19 protein-coding genes, 1 tRNA gene and 1 pseudogene are annotated in these 25,945 nt (G+C 58.9%); 9 read left to right on the forward strand and 12 right to left on the reverse strand.

Going from position 1 to position 25,945, the window contains the following annotated elements:
* Positions 1 to 10 precede the first annotated feature (10 nt).
* From I6F21_RS13940 to rfbC, 5 genes are all read right to left on the reverse strand, one after another.
* Positions 11 to 5,719, reverse strand: a complete 5,709-nt coding sequence (locus I6F21_RS13940) for a DUF4082 domain-containing protein (RefSeq protein ID WP_225139925.1) — start codon at positions 5,717 to 5,719, stop codon at positions 11 to 13.
* 514 nt (positions 5,720 to 6,233) lie between these two features.
* Positions 6,234 to 7,121 (reverse strand): glucose-1-phosphate thymidylyltransferase RfbA, encoded by an 888-nt coding sequence (gene rfbA, locus I6F21_RS13945; protein ID WP_109143414.1) that lies wholly within the window; start codon positions 7,119 to 7,121, stop codon positions 6,234 to 6,236.
* Complete coding sequence (rfbD, locus tag I6F21_RS13950; RefSeq protein WP_225139924.1) at positions 7,030 to 8,019, reverse strand: dTDP-4-dehydrorhamnose reductase; 990 nt, start codon at positions 8,017 to 8,019, stop codon at positions 7,030 to 7,032. Before rfbD ends, rfbA begins: the two co-directional genes overlap by 92 nt.
* A 7-nt stretch (positions 8,020 to 8,026) precedes the next feature.
* Complete coding sequence (gene rfbB, locus I6F21_RS13955; RefSeq protein WP_036029219.1) at positions 8,027 to 9,085, reverse strand: dTDP-glucose 4,6-dehydratase; 1,059 nt, start codon at positions 9,083 to 9,085, stop codon at positions 8,027 to 8,029.
* A gap of 14 nt (positions 9,086 to 9,099) precedes the next feature.
* On the reverse strand, positions 9,100 to 9,657 hold the full coding sequence (rfbC, locus tag I6F21_RS13960; RefSeq protein ID WP_036029165.1) for a dTDP-4-dehydrorhamnose 3,5-epimerase: 558 nt from the start codon (positions 9,655 to 9,657) through the stop codon (positions 9,100 to 9,102).
* Between the two features lie 341 nt (positions 9,658 to 9,998).
* Here rfbC and I6F21_RS13965 point away from each other — a divergent pair, with 341 nt between their 5' ends.
* The 3 genes from I6F21_RS13965 to I6F21_RS13975 all read left to right on the forward strand — a co-directional run bounded on the left by I6F21_RS13965 (position 9,999) and on the right by I6F21_RS13975 (position 16,044).
* Complete coding sequence (locus tag I6F21_RS13965; RefSeq protein ID WP_225139955.1) at positions 9,999 to 12,335, forward strand: AAA family ATPase; 2,337 nt, start codon at positions 9,999 to 10,001, stop codon at positions 12,333 to 12,335.
* A 78-nt stretch (positions 12,336 to 12,413) separates the two neighbouring features.
* Positions 12,414 to 14,426, forward strand: a complete 2,013-nt coding sequence (locus I6F21_RS13970; RefSeq protein WP_225183263.1) for a hypothetical protein — start codon at positions 12,414 to 12,416, stop codon at positions 14,424 to 14,426.
* A gap of 148 nt (positions 14,427 to 14,574) precedes the next feature.
* Positions 14,575 to 16,044: an exopolysaccharide biosynthesis polyprenyl glycosylphosphotransferase gene (locus tag I6F21_RS13975; RefSeq protein WP_036029161.1), complete on the forward strand. Its 1,470-nt coding sequence runs from the start codon at positions 14,575 to 14,577 to the stop codon at positions 16,042 to 16,044.
* Positions 16,045 to 16,106: 62 nt separating this feature from the next.
* Here the strand turns inward: I6F21_RS13975 and I6F21_RS13980 are convergent, their stop codons facing one another.
* On the reverse strand, positions 16,107 to 16,475 hold the full coding sequence (locus I6F21_RS13980) for an H-NS histone family protein (RefSeq protein WP_036013596.1): 369 nt from the start codon (positions 16,473 to 16,475) through the stop codon (positions 16,107 to 16,109).
* 718 nt (positions 16,476 to 17,193) lie between these two features.
* Here I6F21_RS13980 and I6F21_RS13985 point away from each other — a divergent pair.
* Positions 17,194 to 17,580: an H-NS histone family protein gene (locus I6F21_RS13985; protein ID WP_081493007.1), complete on the forward strand. Its 387-nt coding sequence runs from the start codon at positions 17,194 to 17,196 to the stop codon at positions 17,578 to 17,580.
* Between the two features lie 146 nt (positions 17,581 to 17,726).
* On the opposite strand, the gene I6F21_RS13990 is transcribed toward I6F21_RS13985, so the two are convergent.
* The 3 genes from I6F21_RS13990 to I6F21_RS14000 form a co-directional block, all read right to left on the reverse strand.
* Positions 17,727 to 18,755: a nucleotidyltransferase family protein gene (locus tag I6F21_RS13990; protein WP_225139922.1), complete on the reverse strand. Its 1,029-nt coding sequence runs from the start codon at positions 18,753 to 18,755 to the stop codon at positions 17,727 to 17,729.
* A 37-nt stretch (positions 18,756 to 18,792) separates the two neighbouring features.
* Complete coding sequence (locus tag I6F21_RS13995; RefSeq protein WP_225139921.1) at positions 18,793 to 19,833, reverse strand: PqqD family peptide modification chaperone; 1,041 nt, start codon at positions 19,831 to 19,833, stop codon at positions 18,793 to 18,795.
* 283 nt (positions 19,834 to 20,116) lie between these two features.
* Entirely contained in the window at positions 20,117 to 20,362 is a 246-nt protein-coding gene (locus I6F21_RS14000; protein ID WP_036013565.1) for a hypothetical protein, read from the reverse strand.
* Positions 20,363 to 21,057: 695 nt separating this feature from the next.
* Between I6F21_RS14000 and I6F21_RS14005 the strand changes: the two genes are divergently transcribed.
* Both I6F21_RS14005 and I6F21_RS14010 read left to right on the forward strand, forming a co-directional pair.
* Complete coding sequence (locus tag I6F21_RS14005; RefSeq protein ID WP_074448160.1) at positions 21,058 to 21,273, forward strand: hypothetical protein; 216 nt, start codon at positions 21,058 to 21,060, stop codon at positions 21,271 to 21,273.
* A gap of 670 nt (positions 21,274 to 21,943) precedes the next feature.
* Positions 21,944 to 22,062, forward strand: a pseudogene (locus I6F21_RS14010) (SOS response-associated peptidase); the annotation flags it as partial.
* A 197-nt stretch (positions 22,063 to 22,259) separates the two neighbouring features.
* Here the strand turns inward: I6F21_RS14010 and I6F21_RS14015 are convergent.
* Both I6F21_RS14015 and I6F21_RS14020 read right to left on the reverse strand, forming a co-directional pair.
* Positions 22,260 to 22,344 (reverse strand) — tRNA-Leu (locus tag I6F21_RS14015).
* Between the two features lie 196 nt (positions 22,345 to 22,540).
* A complete protein-coding gene (locus tag I6F21_RS14020; protein WP_018647371.1) occupies positions 22,541 to 22,783 on the reverse strand; it encodes a FliM/FliN family flagellar motor switch protein in 243 nt (80 codons plus the stop codon).
* A 75-nt stretch (positions 22,784 to 22,858) separates the two neighbouring features.
* Between I6F21_RS14020 and lipB the strand changes: the two genes are divergently transcribed.
* Entirely contained in the window at positions 22,859 to 23,596 is a 738-nt protein-coding gene (gene lipB / locus I6F21_RS14025; RefSeq protein WP_225139919.1) for a lipoyl(octanoyl) transferase LipB, read from the forward strand.
* Positions 23,597 to 23,794: 198 nt separating this feature from the next.
* Positions 23,795 to 24,508, forward strand: a complete 714-nt coding sequence (locus tag I6F21_RS14030) for a DNA helicase (protein WP_225139918.1) — start codon at positions 23,795 to 23,797, stop codon at positions 24,506 to 24,508.
* A 45-nt stretch (positions 24,509 to 24,553) separates the two neighbouring features.
* On the opposite strand, the gene I6F21_RS14035 is transcribed toward I6F21_RS14030, so the two are convergent.
* A complete protein-coding gene (locus I6F21_RS14035) occupies positions 24,554 to 24,976 on the reverse strand; it encodes a 4-oxalocrotonate tautomerase family protein (RefSeq protein WP_225139917.1) in 423 nt (140 codons plus the stop codon).
* A 130-nt stretch (positions 24,977 to 25,106) separates the two neighbouring features.
* On the opposite strand from I6F21_RS14035, the gene I6F21_RS14040 reads away from it, so the two are divergent.
* Positions 25,107 to 25,943 (forward strand): LysR substrate-binding domain-containing protein, encoded by an 837-nt coding sequence (locus tag I6F21_RS14040; RefSeq protein WP_225183302.1) that lies wholly within the window; start codon positions 25,107 to 25,109, stop codon positions 25,941 to 25,943.
* Positions 25,944 to 25,945: the final 2 nt, after the last annotated feature.

The raw sequence follows: 25,945 nt of genomic DNA on the forward strand, positions 1-25,945 counted from the left end.
CTTACGTCTCCTATGCTGCTAGCTGAGGTCTGAACAGGACGTCTACGGCGTAACTCGTCGCGTTGAAACTGCTCGTCGGGAACAAACTATCGGTCCCATACGCGTAAACGCCGTTGCCGCCGCTCGACGACGACGACGGAGCCGTTAGCGGTCCACTCGTGAGGGAGCTGGCGAAGAGGTTTGGATCCGCAGAATAGCCCCCCGCACTGTGGTAAGACGCAATATACGTGGTCCCCGCCGCGATCGTCACCGGAGTGCTGAAGCTGACCTGCTGCCAGCCACTCGCCGTTTCGTTGGTGAACGTGGCCGTCGCCAGAAGCGTGCCGGTACTGCTCCACAGATCGGCAACGTGCGTACCCGTGTTGGACGGTCCCTTGTAGAAGCGTAGCCCGATGATATCACCTGGGGCGGAGGCCTGGAATTTCATACCAACCTCGATCGCCTGGCCATCGTTGGCCGATACAACACTCGGCGTGGGATTGGAGCTGAACAGGCTAACGACGTTGGACGATGGGGCATGCACCGTCACGTTGACGGAGGCGCTTGCAGTGCCGCCACGGCCGTCTGAGATGGAGTAGTCGAAAGAAGTCGGCCCGGTAAAGCCGCTCGCTGACGTAAACGTCACCGAATTGTTCTGGGCGTTGAAGCTGGCGGTCCCATTAGCGGCACCGCTCACGCCAGTGATCGTCAGAGCGTCTCCGTTCGGATCGGTATCGTTGGCAAGCAGTGCCGCCCCGTCGATAGTGAGAGGGACGCCTTGAGTGGCGTGGAAGCCGCTGTCAGTCGTAGCCACCGGTTGCTGGTTGCTGCCGCTGGTTCCGTTGAAGACGACGTCGACCCAGTAATTGCTGGCGTTGTACGTGCTGGTCGGGAACAGATTGCCGGCGCCGTAGGTGTAGACGCCGTTGATGCTCGCAGGAGCCGTGAGTGGACCGCTGGTGCGCGCGGTGGTGAAGTAGTTGGTGGTGGACGCATAATGACCATTGCTGTGAAAGCTCGCCACATAGGTCGTGCCAGCCGAGATGGACACGGGATTGCTGAATGTGACGGTCTGCCAGCCACTGCTGCCCTCGTTGGTGAACGTCGCACTCGCCAGCAGCGTGCCGGTACTGCTCCACAACGAGCCCGTATGAGTCCCGGGGTCGTTTGCACTCTTGTAGTACTTGACGCCAGTGATCGTGCCGGCCACGGAGGACGTGAATTTCACGCCAAGATTGACTTGCGACGCATCGGAATTCGACAGGATGGCCGGCGTGTCCGAGCTCGAGAACAGGCTCACGGTTGAGGGCGTTGTCGTCACCGTGAGATCAAACGTCTCGCTGGCTGACAGGCCGCCGAGATCGGTGGCCGAGGCCTTGATGCTGAGGGTGCCAACATTGCTGGACGTTGGTGTACCGCTGAAGGTCCGCGTCGAGGCGTTGAAGGTCAGCCATGCGGGAAGTGCCGTGCCGTCGGCGGCTGTCGCCGTGTAGGCGAGCGAATCCCCGGAATCGACGTCGGTGAAGGTACCCCCAGGCAGCGTCAACGAGAATGACGTACCGACCGTTGCGGTCTGATTGCCGGTCTGGGCGGCCAGCACCGGCGCGTCGTTGGCGCCATGGATTGTGACGGTGAGTGTGGACGATGCCGTGGCGCCGGCGGCGTCGCGCATCGTGTAATTGAAGATATCGCTGAGCGTGTCGGTCGATTGCCGCAAGGCCTGGACGGCCGCATCGGTCTCGTTGACCGTATATGTGAAGCCGCCCGAGGCATTGAGCACAAGGCTGCCGTGCGCTCCAGACAGCGCTGAACCGAGTGTGCCGCCGGTCGAGCCGAAGCTGACGGCGGTGACCGTCTTGGTGTCGCCCGCGTCGGGATCGGTATCGTTGGTCAGCACGTTGCCAGTCGCCGCCGTGCCACCGACGCTGTTGCTCACGCCGCCCTTCTCGGTGGCATCACCGGTGTCGGCGACCGCAGTTGGCGCCGTATTGTTGGGACTAGAGGAGCCGTTGAAGACGACGTCGACCCAGTAGTTCGAGGATTTGAAGGTATTCGTCGGGAACGTGTTTCCGGATCCGTAGGCATAGACTCCGTTGCTGCCAGCCGGAGCTGTTAGCTGCCCGTTGGCAAGCGATGTCGTGAAATAGTTCTGGGTACCGGAATAATTGCCGTTGGTATGGTAAGACGCGACATAAATGGTGCCTGCCGTAATCGCCACAGGCGTAGAGAAGTTGACCTGCTGCCAGCCGCTGGCTGTCTCGTTCGTGAACGTCGCAGTCGCGAGCAGAGTTCCGGTCGAGCTCCAGAGATCCGCAATATGGGGACCCGTATTCAACGATCCCTTGTAGAAGCGCAGGCCGGTTATCGTCCCGTTCACCGATGCGGTGAACTTGACTCCGACTTCGACGGGGCTGGTATCCCCGGAATTGGGGACGCTTGGCGCATCATTGGTGCCGAACAGGCTCTGCGAGGAGACCGGATAGTTGACCTTGAGGGACACTTGGCCGGAACCACTTTGGCCGCTCGTGTCTGTGATCGTGTACGTGAAACTCGCCGCGCCGGCATAGCCATCGGTAGGAGCAAAGGTCACCGTCTGGTTCTGCGAGTTGTAGCTTACGCTTCCGTTGACCGGGTTACCGACGCTGGTAAGCGAGAAAGCCAGCCCGGACGGGTTGGTGTCGTTCGCAAGCAACGTCGATGCCGCAATATTCAGCAAGCCATTCTGGGTAACTGTGAAGCCACTGTCGCCATTAGCTTGTGGCGACGCCACGCCTGAATCATCGAAAACGACGTCTACCCAGTAATTCGGGGCCTTCGTGGAGGAAACGGTGCTGGGGAAGGTCGGGCCGCTGCCATAGGCATAGACACCGTTGAGACTGCTACCCGGCGCGGTGAGCGCACCTTTCGTAACGCCTCCATAACCGATGAAGTAGAAGTCGGTCGACGAATAGTGACCGGTGTTCGCGTGGTAGGAAGCAACATACGTCGTGCCAGCGTTCACGCTCACAGGCGTGGCGAAATTGACCTGCTGCCAGCCGCTCGCGGTTTCGTTGGTGAAGGTGGCGCTCGCAAGCAGCGTGCCGTTTGCGGTCCAGAGATCTCCGATGTGGGTGCCAGTATTCTGAGGCCCTTTGTAGAAGCGAATGCCGGTGATCTTCCCCGACACGGCCGGGACGAATCTGACGCCGAGCTCAACCGAGGCGGAGTCGCTGTCTGAGAGCAACGCAGGCGTATCGGTACTACTGAAGAGTGTCAGGTTGGAAGATGGTGTGACCGTGTAGGTTGCGCCCGCACCGGATGTTTCCAGGTTCAGGCTGTCGTCGACCGCCCTGGTTTTGAGATTATAGGTCCCTTTGGCCCCTGTGACGAACGTGTATGACCAGGTCACGGTCGCCGCGCCGACATTGCTGTTGGTTGGGTGCCAGGTGTTTCCACCATCTGTGGAAATTTCGACGCCGGCAATCTTTCCGCCCGCGTCATTGGCCGTCCCCGTCACCGTGATCGATTGCCCCTCGACAACGCTGGCAGCCGAGAGATTGCCGATACTAGACGTCGGCGCCGTGGTGTCGGTCGACCGAATCGCGGCCGTCAGGTTTGCTTGCAGCGTCGCCGGCTGAACGCCCATATCAGCGAAAAGGTTGACCATCGCCTGCTGGACATTAGGGTCTACCGGAGTCGCAGGTCCGTCGTGGTCGCTTGCAAGCGCCCACGGCCAGTTGATCGAACCGGCCGAGAATATCAGTGCGCCACTGACGGGATCCCGATGCAGCACGAGATTGTGGGTTGCCGTGCCGTTTGCGAACGTGTTGCCATAATCGAGGAGAAGCTGTCCATTCACCTGCAATGTGGTAGATGAGACACTCATCAACCCCGCTGGGCGAAATCCGTTGTCCGGCGCCGTGTCCCATTCAACGCCTAACAGGCCAGGTACGAGCGAGGCGGTCTGCCCGGGTGACGTTTGCGCGACAGCCGTATTGCGCCAGAAGCGCAACTGGGTCATTGGATACGGTATCGTGATCGTATCGTACCGGAATGCGTTGACCGCGAACAATGTACCGGTCAACTCGTTCGAGGGGAGAGGCGGACCGAACCGCGGGTCAGAGAAATTGCCGGTCGCCTGTCCTGTTGGATCAATCAACGCATTTGCGTGCGTATCCTTGTAGCTAATGAGTGTGCGATTGGCTGATCCGCTGCCATCGATGCTGGGTGCCAACCTTGTTTTCCAATAGATCTCGTTGCCTGTGAGAAATGCAAGGTTCACGCCAGCATGCGCTGCGGCCTGTACGTTGGCACGCTGAGCTTCGGTCCAATACTCGTCGTGCCCCGCGTCCATGAAGATTTTGTGATTGAGCAACAACGAGCCGTTTGTCGCAGCATCGATTCCCGAAATGTAAGAAACGTCGTACCCGTTTTGCTCGAGCCACTGAATGGCCGCAAACTCAGCCGTGAACGGGGAGTCTCCCCCCTCGGAAAAAGTTCCCTCGCCGTCACGCGTTATGAGGGGGCGATTGTAACTGACCGCGTAGGCTGATCCACGGACGCCCGGACCATTCCCGAAATATAGGTTGGCCCCTCCCCAGCCATTGTAGGCTTGCCAGTCCTGATCACTTGTTTGGAGGACGATGTCGCTGTGCGAAGCGTCGTTCCTTATGATGAATGGGATCTGGAAAATCTCGGTGCCGTTGACGACGCTGGCTATGTAGACGCCCGAGACCGCATCGGCCGGTACGCTCCAGGAATCGGTCACGCTCCAATTGCCGGCATCGACGAGCCCGGTCGACGGATCGCGCAATGGATCGGGTTGGACGACCGCCGTTGCGGCCTGATGCTGCAGGCTCGTAACCAGCCTGGCACCATCGCCGCCGTAATAGCCGAGCCGGTAGACATCGACGCGATAGTTCGGGTTGCCGGTCAGGTTGTTGATCTTGAATTGGACCGTCCCTCCGACATTGGTGCTGATTGCTGTCGCAAATCCTTCTGTCAGAGTTGAATTCTCGCCCGGCTGAATCTGCCAGACACTCTTCGGCGTACCTGGCTTCTGGTTTTCCAGTACAATGGGATTCGTGGGCGGATCGGAAACAATGGTGCCTCCCTGCCCATCGCTTTCAAAATTCCAATTCAAGTCCATCCCCGAGAACAGCAGGGAGACATTGGCCGCACCGTTGCTGAAATCGACCGTGCTGATATTCGAGCTATTGTCGTATTGGACGGTCGCCGACATCGACGATGTAAAGGGGAGATCCTTCAAGTCGATGAGGTTGCCTGGCGCAAGCGGCGCTCCCGGCGACGAACCCGCGATCAAGCCGTGGAAGTTGGCCGACTGATCGAGGACAAGCGTGCCAGTTCCCGTTTCGAACGACACCGTTATGCCGGAGAACGATCCATTCAAGAACTGGCCGGAAACCGAACCTCCGATCTCCAAGATCGCCTTGTCTGCAATCTCGAAAGATCCAGTACCGCTGACGTCACCCCTGAACTCCCCGGTCGGAATGCGATTGCCGAGGAACGCTCCAACCTCGACTGTCCCATTGTTCAGCACATCGCGTTCGACGATAAATGGCGAGCCGGCATCCAACGAAAGCGTCGCACCTGCATCGAGGATTAGACTCCCAATATCAACACCGCCCGAGCTCGTGACGACATACGTTCCGGCTGCATCGAGGAACGCAGCGTCGATGGTGCCTGGGAGCCCGGCGCTCCAGTTCGCTGCGACATTCCAGGCTCCGTCAATCGGATGCACCCAGTGAGTGGCGCCTGGGGTGGAAGTCGATTGTGATTTCCGCGCCGCTTCGCTCGCCACAAATGAGAGCGTTGGCGTCAGGCCATTATGACCGCTCGTCAAAGACGTCGAAGATAGTAGCGCAGGCAATCGCGACCGGGAAGGTGCAGCGAAGAGAGCGGGCAAAACGCCGCGCAAGCCCGCCGAGTCGGCCCGAGACGTCCGTTCGAAGAACGAGACGTCCCCCCCTGGAGCGAATGCCCCGCTTACTGACCGATCAACACCCCGCGGAGCCCAGAGGCCAAGTGCGTCGAAACCCGCGAAAGCGCTCGCGACCGGCAATTCCTGCCAAAGGGCTGGAACATCCTGCTCCCAAAGAACGTGCCGAGTTCCCCGGCCGAAGGCGTTCGCCTTTTGAACCAGCATGAGCATACCGATTAAATAAATAATCGCCTCTCAATATTTTAATTGTCTTTTAAACTGCGGTCAATTCAATACATTAATTTAACTCAGATTCGATATCGGCCGAGTGGTGCTAACGCGAGGCAAACTGCGGCAGTCGCGTGATTTCGCTCAGATATTTGCCGTAGCCGCTCTTCTCCAATGGTTGAGCCAACGCTAGAAGTTGATCGCGATCAATGAAGCCAAGTCTGAACGCGACCTCCTCGAGGCACGCAATCTTCATTCCCTGCCGCTTCTCCAGGGTCTGGACGAACGTTCCTGCGTCGATGAGAGATTCGACCGTGCCGGTATCCAACCACGCAAATCCCCGCCCCATGCGTTCAACGTGGAGCGCATTGGCCGAAAGGTAACGCATCTGAAGATCGGTAATCTCGAGCTCGCCGCGCGCCGATGGCTCGACACGGCGAGCGTAGCGGACGACGCGGTTGTCGAAAAAATACAGCCCCGTGATTGCCCAGTTCGAAGCCGGCCGTTTGGGTTTCTCTTCGATCGACACGGGGCGGTCCGCTTCATCAAACGCGACCACGCCGTACCGTTCTGGGTCTCGCACGTGATAGGCAAAGACGGTTGCGCCTTCCGCGCGACCTGCCGCCCTGGCAAGCAACTCGCTCAGGCCATCGCCGAAGAAAATATTATCCCCAAGCACCATCGCCACGCGATCGCTTCCGATGAAATCGGCCCCGACAATGAACGCGTCTGCCAGACCAGCGGGGCGGGTTTGTTCGGCATAGCTAAGCTTGATCCCCCATTGGCTGCCGTCGCCTAGCAATCCCTCGAACTGACACCGATCCGACGGCGTGGTGATGATCAGAATTTCGCGGATCCCTGCCAGCATCAGCGTCGACAGGGGATAGTAGATCATGGGCTTGTCATAGATCGGAAGCAACTGCTTGCTGACCACTCGTGTGATCGGATAGAGGCGCGTTCCGCTGCCGCCAGCCAGCACGATTCCCTTCAGCATCGGTTTCTCCTTCTCCGACCAGCTGGTCCAGACAAGCTTGGAGTGAATGGCGCCAAGGCGCCAAGCGGATCCCGAACACGCGTTCGGCCTTGGATGAGTCCAGACGCGAGTTCAGAGGCCGGCGCGCAGCGGTCGGAAACTCCTCAGTCGTGATCGCCTCGAGCGCCCGAATCCGCGCTCCACGATGGGAACACTCGTGAAAGATTGCCTGCGCAAAATCGTACCAGCTTGCCTCGCCTTGGCCACCGAGATGAAAAATGCCGGCCGTGGCCCTGCGATCGTCGGTTAGTGATTGCTGAGCGATCCGAAGGACGGCTTCTGCGAGGTCGAACGCGTAAGTCGGGTTACCATGTTGGTCGCTGACAACCCTTACGACCTGCTGCGTCTCGCATAGCCGCAGCATCGTTCGGACGAAGTTGCTGCCATAGGGACTGTAAAGCCAGGAGCATCTGATCACGGTCGCGAGCGGGTGCGCTGCCAATACAGCAGCCTCCCCGGCAAGCTTGGATGCGCCGTAGACGTTCAACGGCGCCGGAATGTCGCTTTCGTCGTACGCCTCGGGTTTCGCACCGTCGAATACATAGTCGGTCGAGAGATGGATGAGCGGAATGTTCATTTGCCACGCGACATCCGCCAGCGCGGCCGCGCCATCGCGATTGATGCTGAAGGCCCTCGCCGCTTCAGCTTCGGCCTGATCTACCGCCGTATAGGCGGCCGTGTTGATGATCGCAGACGGCCCGATCGACGCAATGAGCTTGTCGATACCTTCCCGATTCTCTAGATCGAGTTCTGGGCGCCCGAGAGCCACCGCAGGCAAACCGCGCGTTGTGGCAAGATCACGAAGGCACATTGCCAGCTGACCATTCCGTCCGGCAAAGAGGATTGGTCGATCTGTCATCTCCACCTCAGTTTTGGGCGGCCAGGAGACCCAGACGCGAGCCGTCATAGACCCCACTACGAGCACGCTCCCACCAGGCGCGGTTCTTGAGATACCATCCGACGGTTTCGAACAGGCCGTGTTCGAAGGTTCTGATCGGTTTCCAGCCGAGCTCGCGATGTGCTTTCGATGCGTCTATTGCATAGCGGGCATCATGCCCGGGACGATCCGGCACGAACGTAATGAGAGAACGTCTGCACCCCGCGCCCGGAGATAAGCGATCCACAACGTCACAGATCCGGGTGACGACCTCCAGGTTGGATCGCTGGGCATCTCCGCCGAAGTTGTACTTCTCGCCGGGCCTTCCTTCGTGCAAAAGTCGTATCAAGCCCGCGGCATGATCATCGACGTGAAGCCAGTCGCGGATATTCCTTCCGTCGCCATAGACCGGCAGAGGCTTCCGGTCGATCGCATTGAGAATCGTCAGCGGGATGAGCTTTTCCGGAAACTGATACGGCCCGTAATTGTTCGAGCAGTTCGACACCATCACCGGCAGGCCGTAGGTCCGAAACCACGCGAGTGCGAGGTGGTCCGCGGCGGCCTTGCTCGCCGAATAGGGCGAGCTCGGCCTGTAGGGCGTATCCTCGCGAAATAGATCATCTGGTCCCAACGAGCCGTAGACTTCGTCTGTCGACACATGGATGAATCGGAAGTGCCTCCGCCTCGAAGCCGGTAGACGTTCGTAGTAGGCTCTGGCCGTCTCCAAGAGCGTGTAGGTGCCAACCACATTGGTATTGACGAAGGCGTCGGGTCCGTTGATGGAGCGGTCGACGTGGCTTTCGGCGGCCAGATGTATGATCGCGTCAGGCTCATAGTCAGCGAACGCAAGATCCATGGCCGCGCGATGGCAGATGTCGGATTGCAGGAACGCATAAGTCTCCAGCTTCTCGATGCTCGCGAGCGAAGCCAGATTGGCTGCATACGTCAACTTGTCTATGTTGATCACAGCGGCACCGGTCTGTAGCACCAAACGGCGACAGACCGCAGAACCGATAAAGCCCGCTCCGCCGGTCACCAAGATACGCATTCTACTCGTCTCCACTAGTCGAAAACGCAACCGAGCTGGCTGAGCGTAGGAAGAGTCTGATCCTTTGGCGACACATGGGCTTCTGAGGACGTCACGGGCCACTCGATCGCTAACCTTGGATCAGCCCAATAAACGCCACCGTCATGACTTGGGGCATAGACCTGGTCGACTTTGTATAAGACGACGGTCTTGGGCTGCAGCGTACAGAAGCCGTGCGCAAACCCCTTCGGGATGAACACCTGCTCGCCGGTTTCACTATCCAGCTGTATCGCGATGTGCTTGCCGAAGCTGGGCGATGAACGCCGGAGGTCAACTGCAATATCGAGAATCGCCCCGCTCAACACCCGTATCAACTTCGCCTGGGCGAACGGCGGCCGCTGGAAGTGCAGGCCGCGCACCGTGCCGATCTGATCCGAGCTGGACTGATTGTCTTGAACAAAGTCATGGAGAATTCCCTTCTCTGCAAACGCTGATCGCTGGAAGGTCTCAGAGAAGTAACCGCGGGCGTCGGAAAACCGATCTGTGCGAATGACTTTGACATCAGGGATCGCCAAGGATCGCAGCTCCAACATTGGGTACCCTTCTGTCCGCTCTCAATTCGTTGAGGCGGACCATAATCCCCGTCGAGATTAATCTTCACGCTCACAATCAACCACGAAACCGTCGCACGATTTCGGCGAAAGCCGTTAGATCAGCCTGCAAGTCACAGAAATCTCAGGGCATTAGCAAACGCCCCTTTGAGCAAAGCCGCCACACCTGCATTTTTCATCTCCGCTTCGATTAATATATTGTCTATTTAATTTGGCAAGCAGGTTTTTATAAGGTATATAATTTCATACCATCTCGCAGATCGCTTTAAATGCCGCCTGCGGACGGGCGGGCGCAATGTGACCAATCGTCGGACAGGTACGTGATGCTTCAGAACAATCTTCAACATGCGGATAGAATGCGGCTGCCGGTGAACGGACCGGCGCAACCCGCCCAGGCGGACGGTGGAGGGATCACCGACGTCATCAATTTCGGCATCGGGCTTCTACGGCGTCAGTATCTCGTAATCCTTGTTACCGCCGTACTCGCCACTGCGGCCAGCTTGCTCTATCTCCGTGTGGCTTCCCCAACCTATACGGCGCAGGTTCAGATCCTTTTGGCCAATCCCAGGCCTCAATTTGTCCAGCAGCAATCACTCCTCGCCGAGCCGGCCTTCGATCTCAGTCAAATCGAGACACAGCTTCAGCTCCTGAGATCAAAGGCCAATGCGGTTGCAGTAATTGACAAGTTGAAACTGGCCGAGGATCCGGACTTTAGTGCATCCGGCCTCTCTTTGCAGGCGCTCTGGCAACGAATTTGGCCATGGCCCTCGACTAGATCGAAGAAGGATGCGCCACCCGAGACGAATGGCGAACCATCGGACACTCTCGTAGACGCATTTCTCAGTCGGCTTTCCGCTGGACGTGTCGGGTACAGCCGGGTCATTGAGATCAGCTACAGCTCGAGCAACGCAGCTCGGGCCGCGGAGATCGTGAATGCGATAGCCGACACTTATGTTGCAGACCAGCTCAATGCAAAATTCGACGCCAATCGCAAGGCAACCAGTTGGCTGCAGGAGAGGCTACGTGATCTGGGGGACCAAGCCCTCGCCGCGCAACGTGCCGTCGACGTCTACAAGGCTCAGAACAACATTGTTTCTCTGGGTGGAAAGCCCATCGACGAGCAGCAGATCACGGAGATCAACAATCGATTGGCCGCCGCACGTGCTCAGACATCTGAAGCCACCGCCAAGTTGGCTCGTTATGAAACTCTCCTTGCCGTCGACCCGAAAAAGCCGTCCTCGATAGACAATCTGGATGCTATTGGAACGGATGCGCTTAACAGCCAGATTATTACCGGGCTACGCCAGCAATATCTGGAGCTCACCAGACGGGAGGCCGAGTTGGCCGCGAGGGTCGGTCGTGACCACTTGGCAGTCGTCAATATCCGGAACCGCGCGCGAGAGTTCCGCGTCTCCATTTTTGACGAGGTCAAGAGACTTGCCGAGGTCAGCCGAAGCGAATTCGAACTGGCCAAACAGCGCCAGGAAGAGATCGAAAAGCAATTATCCAAAGCCGTTTCGCAATCCCGTTCGGTCAATTCTGCTGAGCTGACCATCAAGGACTTGGAAAGCAAGGCAAAGGGCCTGCATAGCTTGTACGAGACCTTCCTTCAGCGCTACATGGGCTCTACACAGCAGGAGACGTTTCCCACCTCGGATACGCGGGTACTTTTTCCGGCTTCGCCGCCGGCGAGCAAGAGCAAGCCGAAAGCAAGGTTGATCCTGGCGTTTGGCATTCTCGGCGGTCTCGCGCTGGGCATCGGCTTGGCGCTCCTCAGAGACCTCATGGACCGCGTCTTTCGGACCTCTTCACAGGTGGAAACCGTACTGGAGTTGCCTTGTCTATCTTTGGTCCCGTTGTTGCCGGCCCGCAAATCTCCCAAACCACCAATCCGCCTTCAGAAGACCGATGATGATGTTCAGCGACGGATAGCCTCGTCTCCAACCGCAATTCATCAGACCGTGGTCGGGATGCCACTATCTCGATATACGGAGGCCATTCGTTCCATCAAGCTAGCGATCGACCACAACCCGGCGAAAATCTCTTCCCAGGTCGTCGGCATTACCTCTGCGTTACCGAATGAGGGGAAGACCACGATTGCAGCCTCGCTCGCACAGTTGATCGGGCACACCGGCAAAAGAGCTATCATCGTCGATTGCGACCTCAGGAATCCGTCACTAACCGGCATCTTCGCGCCCAAGGCGGCCTGCGGGATCATCGAAGTAGCAAACGGTAGCCGGTCGCTCGCCGAAGTTGTCTGGAGGGACCCGACGACCAATCTTGCATTTCTGCCCGCCGTGCGTCGCGGACCTTTGCTCCACACCAGCGAAATTCTTTGCGCGGACTCGATAAGCAAACTCTTCGACCGTTTACGAGCCGAGTATGACTACATCATCGTCGACCTTCCGCCCTTGACGCCGTTGGTGGATGTTCGAGCCACTTCATCCCTGATTGACTGCTACATTCTCGTTGTTGAATGGGGCCGGACCAAGATTGATGTCGTGCAACACGCACTGCACACGGCACCAAACGTTCACGAATCTCTGATTGGGGCAGTTCTCAGCAAGACCGATACCAAGGCGATGGCTCGATATGACGGTCATCGGAGCTACTATTACCATGATAGCCATTACATCCGTTATGGTCTTTCTGGCTCTTGAGGCTCGCTCATAGCGGCCTGCCCCTTTAGCTGGCCTGAGGGACCAGCGGAGTGACCGCACAACACCACGGGTGTTCACATGATGGTCCGGCTTGTCATATTGGCCGAGTTGGTGGCGATTGCCGCGGCGCTTGCAATGCCAGAAAGCCTGCAGGCCTGGGTATTGATATCGGTGGTACTCGCAACAGCGGCGCTAACGGTCGCGATCTTTCTACCTCCCTCCTCCCTCGGGCTTGCTAAACTGCTCCGTCCTAGTCTCGTCGTTGTACTCGCGGCTCCGGCGCTCTGGATGGCTTTGCAGGCGGTGCCGATGCCGATTGGCAAACTCGGCAATCCCATTTGGGCTACTGCATCGGCGACCTTAAACGAGCCCCTCGCCGAAAAAATCACAGTCGACACCACGGCGACCATGTTCTCGCTCGTGCAGTATTGCGCCGTGCTTGCTGCAGGTCTCACTGCAGCAGTCATCGCGCTTGACCGACATCGCGCAGCGCGACTGCTACATATTCTGCTGTCGATAGCCACAATCGTTACCGCCTTGTGGTTCGGCAGGGAAATAACCGGTGTGGCTGGGCCCGATGGCTCAACCGTCGCGGTGCTCGGTGTGTTGCTCTCCTGCGCAACGGCAATTCGTGCGGTCGATCAAATACTCCGACGCAGTCGGCCAGGAACAATTGCGCTAGGCCCTCTCCCTGCGTTGTCCGTCGCGACCATCGCATTGATTGTCTGTATGGCGGCGCTGCTCATTCGGGGCAACTCAACTGCACTCGTCTCGGCCCTCCTCGGCTCAGAAATCTTGCTCTCGGTGTTCGCGGTTCGCAGGTGGTTCCCGGGATTGTGGGGTACCGCTGGCGTCCTTGCGACTGCCACGATTGTCTTCATTGCCACGGCTACGGTCATTCCCTTCAGAACGAACACCGATCTGACGATCGTCTTGTCAATGAGCAGTCAGGCCGCGACAGAACGGATGCTGCAGGACGTCGCGCCGGCAGGATCCGGTGCGGGTGCTTCGACGGTACTTTTGCCGATTTATCAGGACGCCGGAGTTGGCGACTCGCTGGAAAGACCAACCGCCGCCGCCACGATCGTTATAGACATGGGGTGGGCTTTTCTCTGCGCGGTCGTGGTTGCTGCCTTGCTCTGCGCTTCTGTGCTGATCAGACGTGCTCTGTCGCGTGCTTACGATTACGTCTTCCCAGCGCTGGGCGCCGGTGCATTGATTGCAGTGACGATACTCGCGTTTTCCGATCATGGTATTCTGGGTTTAGGAGCATCGCTTCTGTTCGCTGCGCTTCTTGGGCTGGCGTTCGGTCAAAGCCTCTCCGACGCAGGACGTGACGCCATATCTTCTGAGCCGAAAGCGACGTCTGACCAAATTGCAGTTCAAGCACCTGCGCCTCGCCGAACGTCGACCCCAACGGTAGTCGCCATTTGGCCCCGCGTTAGCCTGATGGTACTTGGTATTGTGCTGATCGTGGAGGCAGCGTGGATGGCCCTTCCTGAGCGGTATCTCGGTGCAAGATCGTCTTTGCCGGCAGTTCTGTCGACTGCAGCAGCAGGGCCGAGCGCGATGTCGAAGACGATTTCCCTTGCGGCAGCGCGCAAAGATTTGTTGATCCGAGGGGAATCAACATTCAACCGGGATTCAGCTCTGGCTGCCGACGAACAAAGGACAGCTCCTCCCATGACTTCGGACGAGTTTGCCCGTGCATTGCGCTCTTCGCCACTCCGCGGCGACATTTGGCTCTTGCTCGCGGCGACGTCGAAGCACAGTTCGCCCCAGCCCAACACGGCAGCGATGCTCAGAATGTCATACTATACTGCGCCGAATGATTTGGACCTGCTTCCGTTGCGCGTATCGGTCGCACTCGCCGCAGATGTCATGGTGCGGGAGCCCGACCTGCGGGAATTGATCAAACGGGACGTCAGCCTCGTCGTTAGGCATCGCCCTGCCCTCAAGCCAGCCCTTGTGACCGCGTACCGGTCAGCCTCGGCTGATGGTAAGATCTATTTCGAAGGCCTGATTTCGGAACTCGATCCGACGTTCCTCGACCAGGTGCACGCGCAGAGTTCGCAAAGGGGTTCTCGATAACCTCAAGAGCCGCGCCTCAGCCCACGCCACGATCGCAGATCGGCGACAAAGGGGCGCACGCCATTAAATTTGCGGAACCCGGGTTTTTGCTTGATAAGCGCGATTAATTAATAAATAATTAAATATTAAATAGCAGAGCCCCCGGCACATGAATTTCGTGAACCGACATTTCCCCGATCGGGAGGTTACGGATCGCCTCAGTCCCGAACCGACGGTATTCCGCGAGCCCAAATGGCCCCTCCGTTATGACGCGATCGAGCACGTGGTGCTCGGTGCTGATGTTGCGACTATTCTGTTCGCCAGTCTCGTCTCTACATTGCTTTACCAAGCTCAGTATGGGCAAGCCGCGGCCAACTTGGCCAACGCCCTTGGCTTGGCGCTGGTTAGCGCAGCTTGTCTCGTTTGCCTGCTGAAGACCTACGGCCTTTATCAGCCGGTTGAGCTCCTCGTCCTCCGAAACCAGATGCGCGCGGTCTGTTTAGCTTGGATGTCTTCAGTACTTTTCATCTTGGCGGTGTACGGCTTCGCAATTCGCCCGGAGACCTCTCAGCACCCAGGCCTGCTCTTCGCGGTCTTGAGCCTGAGCTTACTTTTGGGCGAACGGTGGGGAGTCAAGGTGCTTCTCGGAAGGGCCCTGAGCGGCAGGAGGTTCGCCACTACAAACATTGTTCTGATCAGCGATCAACCATTGGCGAAGAACGTGGGATTGTCCGAGACCTTGTCGATGCACGGGTATCTCGTCAAGAAACGGTTCAGCTTGCCTCCGTTAGGCTTCGGTCCTGCCTGCCGAAGGCGGCTCACGACGCGCGTCATCGACTACATCCGCACTTGCCATCTTGATCAGGTGGTGGTGGAAGCTGAACCGGAGCGATGGCCCGAACTGCGAGCCTTTGTTGCCGATCTGCGCGTTTTGCCCTTCCCGATTATATTCGTGCCCGTTGGCACGACATCCGAATTGCTTCGACACCCCAAGCGGAGTCTTGGAAGCGCCGTTTGTGTAGAGCTCCAGCGTGGCCCCCTCACACCGCTGGAGTGCGCGATCAAGCGGACGATTGACGTTATCGGTGCGGGCCTCGCATTGGTGATGCTCGCCCCGCTGCTTGCGCTCACCGCGGTGGCGATCAAGTTAGATTCCCCGGGTCCTGTATTCTTTCGGCAGCAACGCTGTGGCTTTAACGGCCGAATCTTCTTGATCCGTAAATTCCGGACCATGCGTGTGCTCGAGGACGGGCCCGTAATCCTTCAGGCCAACCGCGCCGATCGACGCGTTACCCGCGTCGGCAAATGGCTGCGCCGAATGAGCTTCGATGAATTGCCGCAACTGCTAAACGTTCTCGATGGCAGCATGTCGCTCGTGGGCCCGCGTCCTCACGCCGTGGCTCACGACAGTGAATTTGACAAGCTTGTGCGAAACTACGCGCTTCGGCACCGGGTCAGGCCGGGATTGACTGGCTGGGCTCAAGTCCATGGCTGCCGGGGCGCCACTCCCACAGCAGTCATGGTCGAAACACGTGTCCAATATGATCTCTGGTACATCGACAACTGGAGTCTTGGGTTGGATCTCGCAATCCTCCTGCGAACTCCGGTAGAGGTCTTGCGAGGGCGCAATGCCTACTAGAGCACAGATCATGCGAGTAGCGCCTCTTATTGGCCCTTACACTCCTGCCAATTACCGATTAGTCACGCGCGCTGGCGAAGCTTCGGACTTGCTTCGCCAATGCGAAACTCTTCAATTCTCCGGCCAGACTTCATTGCGGCAACCAACCAGCGCGGCCGCTTACCACGTCCCGACCAGGTCTCGGCCGTCTGCGGATTCCGATATTTCGGCAGCACCCGAGGATATTTGCGTCTCGGCTTGCCGGTCGAAGACGCGCCTGCCGGGCTCGAATCCGCCAAAACAGCCATCCCGCCCCCAAGTGCCGCTAAGCGCTTTTCCAGCTCGTTCTTTTCCGCCTTGATCCGGTCAGACAGGATCCCGCTGATTTCCTCATGAAGCGACCAGAGATCGTCAAGGGACATCGCTTCTAACTCAAGTTTCTTAGCCGCCATGATCTCACCGTGTAGTTGCGCCCAACCCAATATTGCCTCTGTCGATATATTAATCAAGACAGAGAGCCCGATTATCCCAGAAGAATGTTTGGAACCGAACTGGAACTGGCGCTCCAGATAACTGGGTCCACGTTAATAATCAAGCCGGGAAAATGAGCGATCCGCACAATTTACCCGCGTACAGGAGATGCGCACATCTATTTGCTTAATCACCGCGCGGGAACTGCTCAAGCCCCATCAGAGATGGCATATGAGCCGATCCCGTCAGGGACCGCTGCCACGCCGCAGCATGAGATGCTGACGCGCCGGACTGCTTTTGTTAAGCCTCGGTTGGCCTACCGCCTTGCGGCCTCCCCAGCGACGCAAACGGCAGCTAATAATCCCAATATCCTTCAGCGCGCGCCGTCTGAGCTCGATTTGGAAGCTCAGGGCCCGGATATCGGACAACACGGTCGACGGAGCCGCAAACCGGCCGACTGAAACCTGAAGACGTTCAAGAGGATACTCGATCAAACCATGCCTCCTCTACGCATCTTCGCAAGATTCTTTGCCACCAAGATCAATTAATAAAATAATCGTCGCATTAATTATTAAATAATATATAATAGATTTATTGCATGGTCAATTTGAGCACTGATTTGGTCAAACATTCATTTGTCACTCGGACGAAGAATGGCTGGATGACGACGGGTCAGTCGAACGGTGTCGAGAAATGCTAATGCGAAGGCAAGATCTCGAAGCCATGGATTTTGAGGAACTTTGGCTCCTTCACGAGGAGCTGACAAAGATTCTCGCCGAAAAGATCACCGCCGAAAAGCGAGAGCTAGAAAAGCGTCTTGCGCAGCTCAACCAGCCGGATCAACTCGGCGGAGCTGAAAGCGGGGCGACTGAGGCGGGAACAGGCCAGCCGCCTCGTCGCAAATACCCGAAGGTCGTGCCGAAATACTTCAATCCGCTTCAGCCAACAGAGACTTGGTCCGGACGTGGTAAGCAGCCCCGCTGGCTCGTTGCCGCCCTGCAATCGGGCCACACGCTCGAGGAGTTCAAGATCCCCGAGAACGGCGAATCGTCCGAACGGAATGCTGGTGGTCGAGAGCATTCCTAGATGCGCCAAAGTCGGACAAACCGCATTGAGCTGGCGATTTCCACCGTGCGTCCCGAGCGGCGAATTCCGCCTCGAACAGCCGGCGGATCGAAAACCCGCTTGGCCAACCGACGCCTCAGTCGCGAAAGCGCTGACGTTCGCTGGCCTTAGACCTTGCCCGCACGAGCTGCGGTCGTCGCGTTCAAAAGAAGTCGTAAGGTGCTAGCTCTTGGCACAGTCCACAATCCCCGTCGGTTCGCCCCTGTTTTTGTCGAAACGATAGTTGCCTCTCGGCGGTAGTTTCTGAAGTCCAGAAGACTCATCGCCAGGAGAGGCACGCGCGTAGCCGGAAAGCGTGCTTGTATCAACTGACGCATGAACTGCAGGCGAGGAATCAGTCGGGAGCGCAACGCGTGTGGAATATCGACGCCAAGCAGCTCGGCAACGGCGATCAGCTGGGTTTCAACCGCGTTCTTCATCAAGTCGCCCGAGACACGAGAGGTAAGCTTCTCCCAATCGACAGGCTCGGCTGAGTGGCTTAGGTCGCGCAATTCAACAAGGTGCCGCAGGTCGAGGTCGCCGAGCCAATAACCATAGTCTTGAAACTGGTCATGGATGATCAACATCAGCGCTTGGAAGGTTGGCGTGGGGATATATACGCGTGCCCGTCCGAGCGGCGCAGGAATACAATGGTTCAGTGCAGGCCCGAAGTTCTGGTAGAGGTACGCAGGACCTGGAGCTGCCTGCTGCAGGTCGATGGATCCGACATCCTGGGGGCGATTCAGATCGGCATACCATTTATGGCTTTCGGGAGAGGTCTGGTAATGGATATCGTAACCAATTCCAGATAGCGCGGCGACAGCCGTTCTGGCGTCGTCTGGCATGACCATGATATCCAGATCGGACATTATCCGAAGACCTCTTCGCGCCTCGGGCGCGGTCGCCAGTGTCGAAGCCCCCTTGAGCACGACCGGCGTAATGCCATGACCGTTCAGCGCAACGACGGCCTCTTCGAGTTGAGCGACGAGGCGGTCATTGCGCAGCCCGTTTCGATGGTGGATATGGCGAATATAGGCGCAGACGTCCTCCGGCAGCACCGACGCGAATTTGTCGACAAAATCGATGAGCGCCGGCGTCGTCAGGGTCTGATTTGCGAGCCCGATGACTGAGGTCCACTCTATGTCGACAGGCGGCATGCCTCGCAAGCAATTGCAGAGGCTCCTGACCGCGCTGCTATGCCTTGCCATTGCACAGATCCACAAGCAGGCGCCGAGCCTCTCCGGCCTCGCAGTAGGTGAGTTGAAGCGATTGCGCACCCGCGACAATCCGCCTTAAAGCAAGAAAGCCAGTCTGCGACAGTCTACCATCGCTGGCGAATGCGTGCTCGATGAGCCGCCTCATCGAATCCAAACGATCTATTTCGGTTAGTTCGGTCGGACCGCTCGCGACCCGGTTCAAGAAGATGATCCAGCCTGCGGAGAAGCTTTCGTTCTGCGCATCAGGAATGGGTACGTACCGCACCCGAACGCCGTCGGAGCGGCAATGCGTCGCATCGTAGCGGTCGCCATGTAGTCGCGAGAGCAAGTCCCACGATCCTTCCTTGAGGGTGAGCGCAAACGGTACTCCGCAGATCGTTCCGTCACCGCCAACCAGCGCGACGTCATCGCCAGCGTACCGAAATCCGGCGTCCACCAGTTGCAATGTGAGGGTAGACTTTCCTGCTCCCGGATGGCCGCATAACAACAGGCCCATGCCGTCGTTCACGAGAGAAGCGGCATGAAGGGAGAACACCCAGCGAATGTTTCGAATAAGCCGCTCGGTGACGTGAGCTTTGATCGTAGGGGCTAGTGCATCGACTTCGCATCTGGAAATGCTGGAATCTTCTGCGCGCAAGAACACTTGTTCATCCAGCATCATTGCCTCGATCGCGATGTCGCCGTCGCCGCCGGCACTCTGGTCCGACACACTGAATGGCGACAGCAGCCGCCTCAAGAGGTCCGGATTTGCAGCCCGGATGTCTATTCTGTGGCGACCCAGATGAGCTGAGAAGGCGCAATCGGTCGGCATTCGCCAATCGACTTCGAGCAACGCTCGATCGACCCAGACATCTACGACCTGTCGCGTGAACTGGCGTGCCGTGTGCTCGTCAATGCCTTGCGCCGCAAGCCCCCGATAAATGTCTCCAAGCGAGGAGCCTTCCCCTAACTTGCACCAGATGAATGCCCCTACTCGGTCGAGTTCAAAAATCTTCTGCCCCGCTTCGCTGAAGATCATTGGTCGACCATCCAACAGCGCGAATACTGCATCCGGAGCCGGTCTCAATACTATCTCTGCCGACGATCTTTCCAGCACGGCTTCCACCAATGTGAACCATTCTGCCTCGCCTGTACCGGCGAGGCGGCGACAGCCTCCGGGATGCGATGTTGTCGCGGCACCGGACAAGCGGACCCGCCGCCACCTGCGAGACTCAATCTAGCCCGGTCTGCGGCGCCTGCGATTTCGTTCACCCGAACACACGCCACCGGTCCGGCTCGTTTGGACATGTCAATCCGGCTGGTCATGCCGCGAGCTGACCGTCCTTGCCCCCGTCTTGAGGAGAAATGTTCAACCCCTGCTCTCCCATGAGGCTCGGCCTGGCGATCGACCGATGAGCATCCAATAGGTACCGATAAGCTTCGCGATCGGCACTCCGTTCTCTTAGAATGCGTTCCTTCTCGCCAATGCTGACCAATTCTGCGCGCATCTGAGCCAGCTGCAGCGTCTCCGAGGTGAGGTTGTACTCGTTAAGAATTAATTCCCACATTGTCTCCTCCAGCCGAAGAAACCTGGACGAGTGTACCTTACGTGATCGGCAGCAATTAACCAACGAGATTTGCAGATTTTGCTTATAATCAAAATTTGTTTCATATTTGAACCTCGGGCGAGCATTCAATACCGTGACAAAGCGCAACCACGTGCCGAACCGACTTGAGAATGGTGGCCTGCAGAAGCCTACGAGAAAAGGGACTGACGTTTTTCGGTAATGCATCGCGCCGCGCAAAAATAAATCAGCCGAGAGTCGTAAATCAGACCGACAAGGCGAGTTTTAATTTGCACAAATAATAAAAAAGAGAATAGTTAATGGACTGCACCGAGGGGAGTGACACCAGTGATGCGGTTGGCTGATCTGTCCGTCGAGAGGCAATTGATGGTTTTCTCGCAGGGGGAACGTTCGACACGAAGTCGCGGGTATTTCGACATGACGGTTATTAGGCGCCTCCCAGAAGCGTTCGGTTGAGGTCGGACATTATTCAGAGTTGCGGCGAAAGCCCGCAGCTATCCCAAGAATTCGCCAAGCAGGAATCCGGTCGGTTGGAGAAGCGTCGTCACGAGCAAGCTGCCCTTTTGCTCGAACAACGACCCCAGGTGCGATGCCCCCCAAGTCACCCGCACCGACGAGAGCGCACTCCAGCCGGCCGGCCCTTTTTCTCGACAAATACGTGTTTCAGGGAGGCTCGTATGGGCATGATCATGGTCAAATGTCCGCAATCCGGCCGCGCGATTCCGACCGGCATCAAATCCGATCGTGAGACTTTCCTGCGAAGCATCGTGTTTTTCGGCAATACTCTTTGTCCGGACTGTCGGGCCAATCACAACTGGTTTGCCCGCGAGGCCTGGGTCGAGGAGCCGATCGTCAGAACAGTAGAGGTAGCTCGTACAGCGCCAACGTGCTGATGCAAATGACGCGCGCGCTTCGGAGAGTGTGTTGATATTCCCCTTCCGATAGCGCGTTGCTGTTGCAATGCATTGCAACCATTTAGAATATTTTCGCGCATTGTCGTAAAACGAACCGACGCCCCCGGTGGCCATCGCTTAGACGTTGTTGGCACGTCGCCACAAATCCGAGCTTCCGTCACGAATTCGGCAAAGGCCTGTTTGGGGGTGTTGTAGTGAGTAGTGGGATTTCCAGCCTGGCTGTTCTGCGTGACACAAGAATCGAGCTCGTCAGCCTGCTGGCCCAATTGAGGCGGCTCCGCGAGAGAGTAAGAAGGGCGGAAGCACGGCGCTCGGGACAAAGACGACGATCATCGTCGGCATCGCGCGCCCGAGGCCGCCGAGCATGAGACATCGCACGCAAGGCATCCGCAGTTCAGGGGCAATTGTGACGACTATGCTCCCTGGAGTTGAAGGCCAGCATGGAATTGCAAGCGCTCTTCTGGATCCCCGTTAGTGTAGGACCGCTTCATCGATGCCCAACGGGCGTGGAGAACGATAACGAGCGACCGTATCGCCTCTTTCGTTCCCATTATGTTCTAGCTGGGTATGTCTGACCGACCCGCGAGCTGGCGCATGCCAAACCCGCAACTGACAACCGTCCTCGCCAGGCACCTCCCGAGACCTGAACGTGTGCAACCTCTACTCGATGACGAAGAACGTGGACGCGATCCGCCGCTTGTTTGGCGAGCTCAACAGCAGCGTCGGCAACTGAGCATGCCAGGCATTTTCCCGGATTACCCCGCCCCCAATCGTCCGCAACGTGCCCGACAGGCGTGGGATCATTGCGGCCGGCTCTCCGCTGAAACTCATCATTACTTAGGATGGGGGGTGAAATCTTGAGGGCAACGAGCAAGCCACACAGTGAGCTTGCGTTCACTTTCGACGGCTCTTGCACACTCGTATTCACCGCCACGGTGGGCAACCCGCCAGCGATTTGCAAATTGTGGTGCGCTCGGAGGGACTCGAACCCCCACGGTGTTACCCACTGCCACCTCAAGGCAGCGCGTCTACCAGTTCCGCCACGAGCGCTAGGAGATGCCGGCCTGAGGTCGTTCGGGCGGCCGGATCAGCGGCGCCGATCTAACAAATCCATCAGGGGGATACAAGCCTGCAAAAGCCCTGAATTCCACAAGCTTGGCAGGAAAAACGCCGCCCTCCTCCAGGAGATCGGCCTTATAGGATACCCAGGCCGCTACCGCTTGCCCGGTCCCGTGTGACCGGGAGCCTACCGCGTCCCCGGCGAGCGCGGCAGCATCTGCTTGACCTCGACCGCGATTCTGTTGCGGTCGACCAGCACAACGCCGGAGGCGACCGGCAGATTATTGGCGAGCACCTTGACTTCGTCGGCCTCAGTTGCGTCCAGCTCGATGATGGCGCCGCGGGAAAGACGTAATACTTGATGGATCGGCATCGTGGTCGTCCCGAGGACGACCATGAGATCCACGGTGACTTTGTCGAGAGTGGGCACTGTCAGGACCGCCGCAACTTGAGACTTGGGACTCTTCATTTGCTCCAGAGATGATCACCACGTTATGGTTAGCCAATGGTTAATTCCCCTGAAAGCCACCGCCAAGACCTCGATTTGACGTCGTTTTCCGCCGCAGGCGGCGAAGTCGTCGAATGGCGGATTTCGGATGCCCCGGTGCCCTATCCGGAGGCCGTGGCCGCCATGGAGGCGCGTGTCGCGGCGATCGCCGCGGGCGAGGCCCCTGAACTGGTCTGGCTGCTGGAACATCCCCCGCTCTACACCTCCGGCACCTCGGGCAAGGAATCGGACCTGCTCGATTCCCGATTCCCGACCTTCGCGACGGGGCGCGGCGGGCAGCTCACCTATCACGGGCCCGGCCAGCGCGTGGCCTACATCATGCTGGATCTCAAGCGCCGCCGGCCGGACGTGCGGGCCTATGTCGCGAGCCTGGAGGAGCTGATCCTGAAGACGCTCGCCGCCTTCAACGTCCGCGGCGAGCGGCGCGAGGACCGGGTCGGCGTCTGGGTCAGGCGGCCCGACAAGGGACCCGAGCACGAAGACAAGATCGCGGCGATCGGCGTCCGGCTGAAGCGCTGGGTCTCGTTTCACGGCATCGCCATCAATGTCGAGCCGGAGCTGTCGCATTTCGCCGGCATCGTGCCCTGCGGTGTCGTCGATCCCCGCTACGGCGTCACCTCGCTGGTCGATCTCGGCCAGCTCGTGACCATGGCCGATGTCGATATTGCGCTCCGGCAGGCGTTCGAGGAGCTGTTCGGGCCGACCCGCGCACTGCTGCCGGAAGCGGCAGTCTAATACTTTTTCTGTTTGAGCCGACCGCGCCGCTCTCCGCCCGTCGCGGAATCAGCTACGCTTCATTTCGGTGCCGCCCACGCCTCCCCCCTCCGCCGGGAAAGCAGACTTCATGCCGGGCGAGTTGATCATCGGCCGACTGTTCGAGCGCCAGGCATAAGGAGGGGTTGCGATCCATGCTCGCAATGGGAGGTTTTGACGATGAAACTGTCTGCGCCCATCTACCATCTGAAGCGCAAGGCCAGGCGCCTGTCTCGCGAGGCCGGCCTTCCGCTCCACGACGCGCTTGACCGCGTCGCTGCGAGGGAAGGGTTTTCCGCCTGGAGCATGCTTGCGGCCAAAGCAGCCGCACTGAGTCCCGCGAGCAAACTGTTCGCGCAATTCCGTCCGGGCGATTTGGTGCTGGTCGGGGCGCGTCCCGGCCAGGGCAAGACGTTGATGAGCCTCGGACTTGCCGTCGAAGCCATGAAGTCCGGCCATCGCGCCGCATTCTTCTCGCTCGAATATACCGAGAAGGATGTGCTGGAGCGTCTGCGGGTCATCGGCGTGGAGCCGGCACAGTTCGACAAGCTGTTCGAGGTGGATTGCTCCGACGGGATCAGCGCCGATTACGTCGTCAAGCAGATGGCAGCGGCGCCGCGCGGCACCTTCGTCGTGATCGACTACCTGCAGTTGCTCGATCAGAGGCGGGAAAACCCCGACCTGACGGTGCAGGTGCGCGCGCTGAAATCGTTCGCGCGCGACACGGGGCTGATCGTCGTCTTCATCTCGCAGATTGATCGATCCTATGATCCCGCAGCCAAGCCCTGCCCCGATCTCAGCGATGTCCGCTTGCCGAACCCGCTGGACCTGAAGCTGTTCGACAAGACATGCTTCATCAACAACGCCGAAGTGCAGTTCCGCGCAGCGAGCTGATGGCTTCGGGCCGCGGGTGAGATGGCTCACCCGCGGCCTCTCGCATCACGCCGCCTGCAGCGAGACCTCGAGCTTGCCGGCGATGTAGCGCCGCTCCTGAGACAGGCCGCCAAAGCCGTAGGCATCGCCCTTGACCTCGTCGACATGCAGGTAGGTCTCGGGATGCAGCGGCCCCAGGATCTCGGCCATGCGCTTGAACATGGCGGCGAGATAGGCCGCCTTCTCGTCCTTGGTGTTCGTGCCCTCGGTGACGTGGATGTCGATCCAGTAGCTGGCGAGCTTCTGCTCGGCGAGCGACTCGCCGCCGGCGAACCAGTCGCCCGCATCCAAGGACTTCACGATGATGGCGGTGACCTTGGGGTCCTTGTGCAGGATACTTGCGGTCAGCTCGGACACCGCGCTCGCGATATCGGCCTTCAGCGAGGGGGACTGGCGAGACGTGGTGTAGGACACGGTGATCAGGGGCATCGTCGTTCTCCTCGATATGCCGCGCAATGTGTGCGGCGTCGGTAAGAAACTAGACCTGCCGCCATCATTTTGGTATCTTATCACGACTGATACCAATGATAACGATTTGTAATGACAGCCCACACTCGACATCGCCACCGTCCAGACCTTCCTTCTGGTCGCCGACCTCCAGAGCTTCACGCGCACCGCCGAAGCGCTCGGCACGACGCAGGCCGCCGTCAGTCTCAAACTGCAGCGGCTGGAGACGTTGCTGGGCAAGCGCCTCGTCGAGCGCTCGCCGCGCGCAGTCCGCCTCACCGCCGATGGCGCCGCGTTCCTCGATCGCGCCCGCGCGCTGATGACGGCGCACGATCTCGCATTGGCGGGTGATGCACCGGCCGCGCAATCGCTCTCGCTCGGCATCTCCGATCACGCCGCTGGCCCCGAATTGGTGCCGCTACTCGAGCGCCTGCACGCGATGTCGTCGAACCTCACCCTCGCCGTCACCATCGGCTTCTCGCGCGAGATGCAGGATGCCTACGATGCGGGCGAGCTCGATGCGGTGATCGTGCGCCAGGAAGGCAGCCGCCGCGGCGGCGAGAAACTCGCTGAGGACGAGTTCGGCTGGTTCGCCGCACGCCGCCTCACGTTGCCGAAGGGCGAACCGTTGCCGCTCGCAACCCTCGCCCCGCCCTGCGGGGTGCGCGCCGTCGCCGTGCGCACGCTCGACAAGGCCGGCCTCCCCTGGCGCGAGCGCTTCGTCGGCGGCGGCGTCACCGCGGTGGTCGCGGCAGCACTCGCCGGGCTTGCCATTGCACCGTTGGCGCGGCGGATCGCGCCGCCCGGGCTGATCGATGTCGGACCTGCGCACAAGCTGCCGAAGCTCGGCAGCTCAAAGGTGATGCTGCATTCGAAGGTCAGCGATCCCGCGAAACTCGCCGCGCTGCGTGCGGTGGCCGCGACGTTCCGGAGCGTGGCGGCCGCCTGAAG

Source organism: Bradyrhizobium sp. NBAIM03 (assembly GCF_020194055.1).
Taxonomy (GTDB): Bacteria; Pseudomonadota; Alphaproteobacteria; order Rhizobiales; family Xanthobacteraceae; genus Bradyrhizobium; species Bradyrhizobium yuanmingense.

Excerpts from the sequence above, each read along its gene's own strand:
- rfbB (WP_036029219.1), bottom strand. The coding sequence starts at position 9,085 with ATGCGTATCTTGGTGACCGGCGGAGCGGGCTTTATCGGTTCTGCGGTC.
- I6F21_RS13965 (WP_225139955.1), top strand. The coding sequence starts at position 9,999 with ATGCTTCAGAACAATCTTCAACATGCGGATAGAATGCGGCTGCCGGTG.
- lipB (WP_225139919.1), top strand. The coding sequence starts at position 22,859 with ATGGTTAATTCCCCTGAAAGCCACCGCCAAGACCTCGATTTGACGTCG.
- I6F21_RS13980 (WP_036013596.1), bottom strand. The coding sequence starts at position 16,475 with ATGGCGGCTAAGAAACTTGAGTTAGAAGCGATGTCCCTTGACGATCTC.
- rfbA (WP_109143414.1), bottom strand. The coding sequence starts at position 7,121 with ATGCTGAAGGGAATCGTGCTGGCTGGCGGCAGCGGAACGCGCCTCTAT.
- I6F21_RS13985 (WP_081493007.1), top strand. The coding sequence starts at position 17,194 with ATGCGAAGGCAAGATCTCGAAGCCATGGATTTTGAGGAACTTTGGCTC.
- rfbD (WP_225139924.1), bottom strand. The coding sequence starts at position 8,019 with ATGACAGATCGACCAATCCTCTTTGCCGGACGGAATGGTCAGCTGGCA.
- I6F21_RS14000 (WP_036013565.1), bottom strand. The coding sequence starts at position 20,362 with ATGTGGGAATTAATTCTTAACGAGTACAACCTCACCTCGGAGACGCTG.
- I6F21_RS13970 (WP_225183263.1), top strand. The coding sequence starts at position 12,414 with ATGATGGTCCGGCTTGTCATATTGGCCGAGTTGGTGGCGATTGCCGCG.
- I6F21_RS14030 (WP_225139918.1), top strand. The coding sequence starts at position 23,795 with ATGAAACTGTCTGCGCCCATCTACCATCTGAAGCGCAAGGCCAGGCGC.
- I6F21_RS14005 (WP_074448160.1), top strand. The coding sequence starts at position 21,058 with ATGGGCATGATCATGGTCAAATGTCCGCAATCCGGCCGCGCGATTCCG.
- I6F21_RS14035 (WP_225139917.1), bottom strand. The coding sequence starts at position 24,976 with ATGCCCCTGATCACCGTGTCCTACACCACGTCTCGCCAGTCCCCCTCG.
- I6F21_RS13975 (WP_036029161.1), top strand. The coding sequence starts at position 14,575 with ATGAATTTCGTGAACCGACATTTCCCCGATCGGGAGGTTACGGATCGC.
- rfbC (WP_036029165.1), bottom strand. The coding sequence starts at position 9,657 with ATGTTGGAGCTGCGATCCTTGGCGATCCCTGATGTCAAAGTCATTCGC.
- I6F21_RS13995 (WP_225139921.1), bottom strand. The coding sequence starts at position 19,833 with ATGATCTTCAGCGAAGCGGGGCAGAAGATTTTTGAACTCGACCGAGTA.
- I6F21_RS13990 (WP_225139922.1), bottom strand. The coding sequence starts at position 18,755 with ATGCCGCCTGTCGACATAGAGTGGACCTCAGTCATCGGGCTCGCAAAT.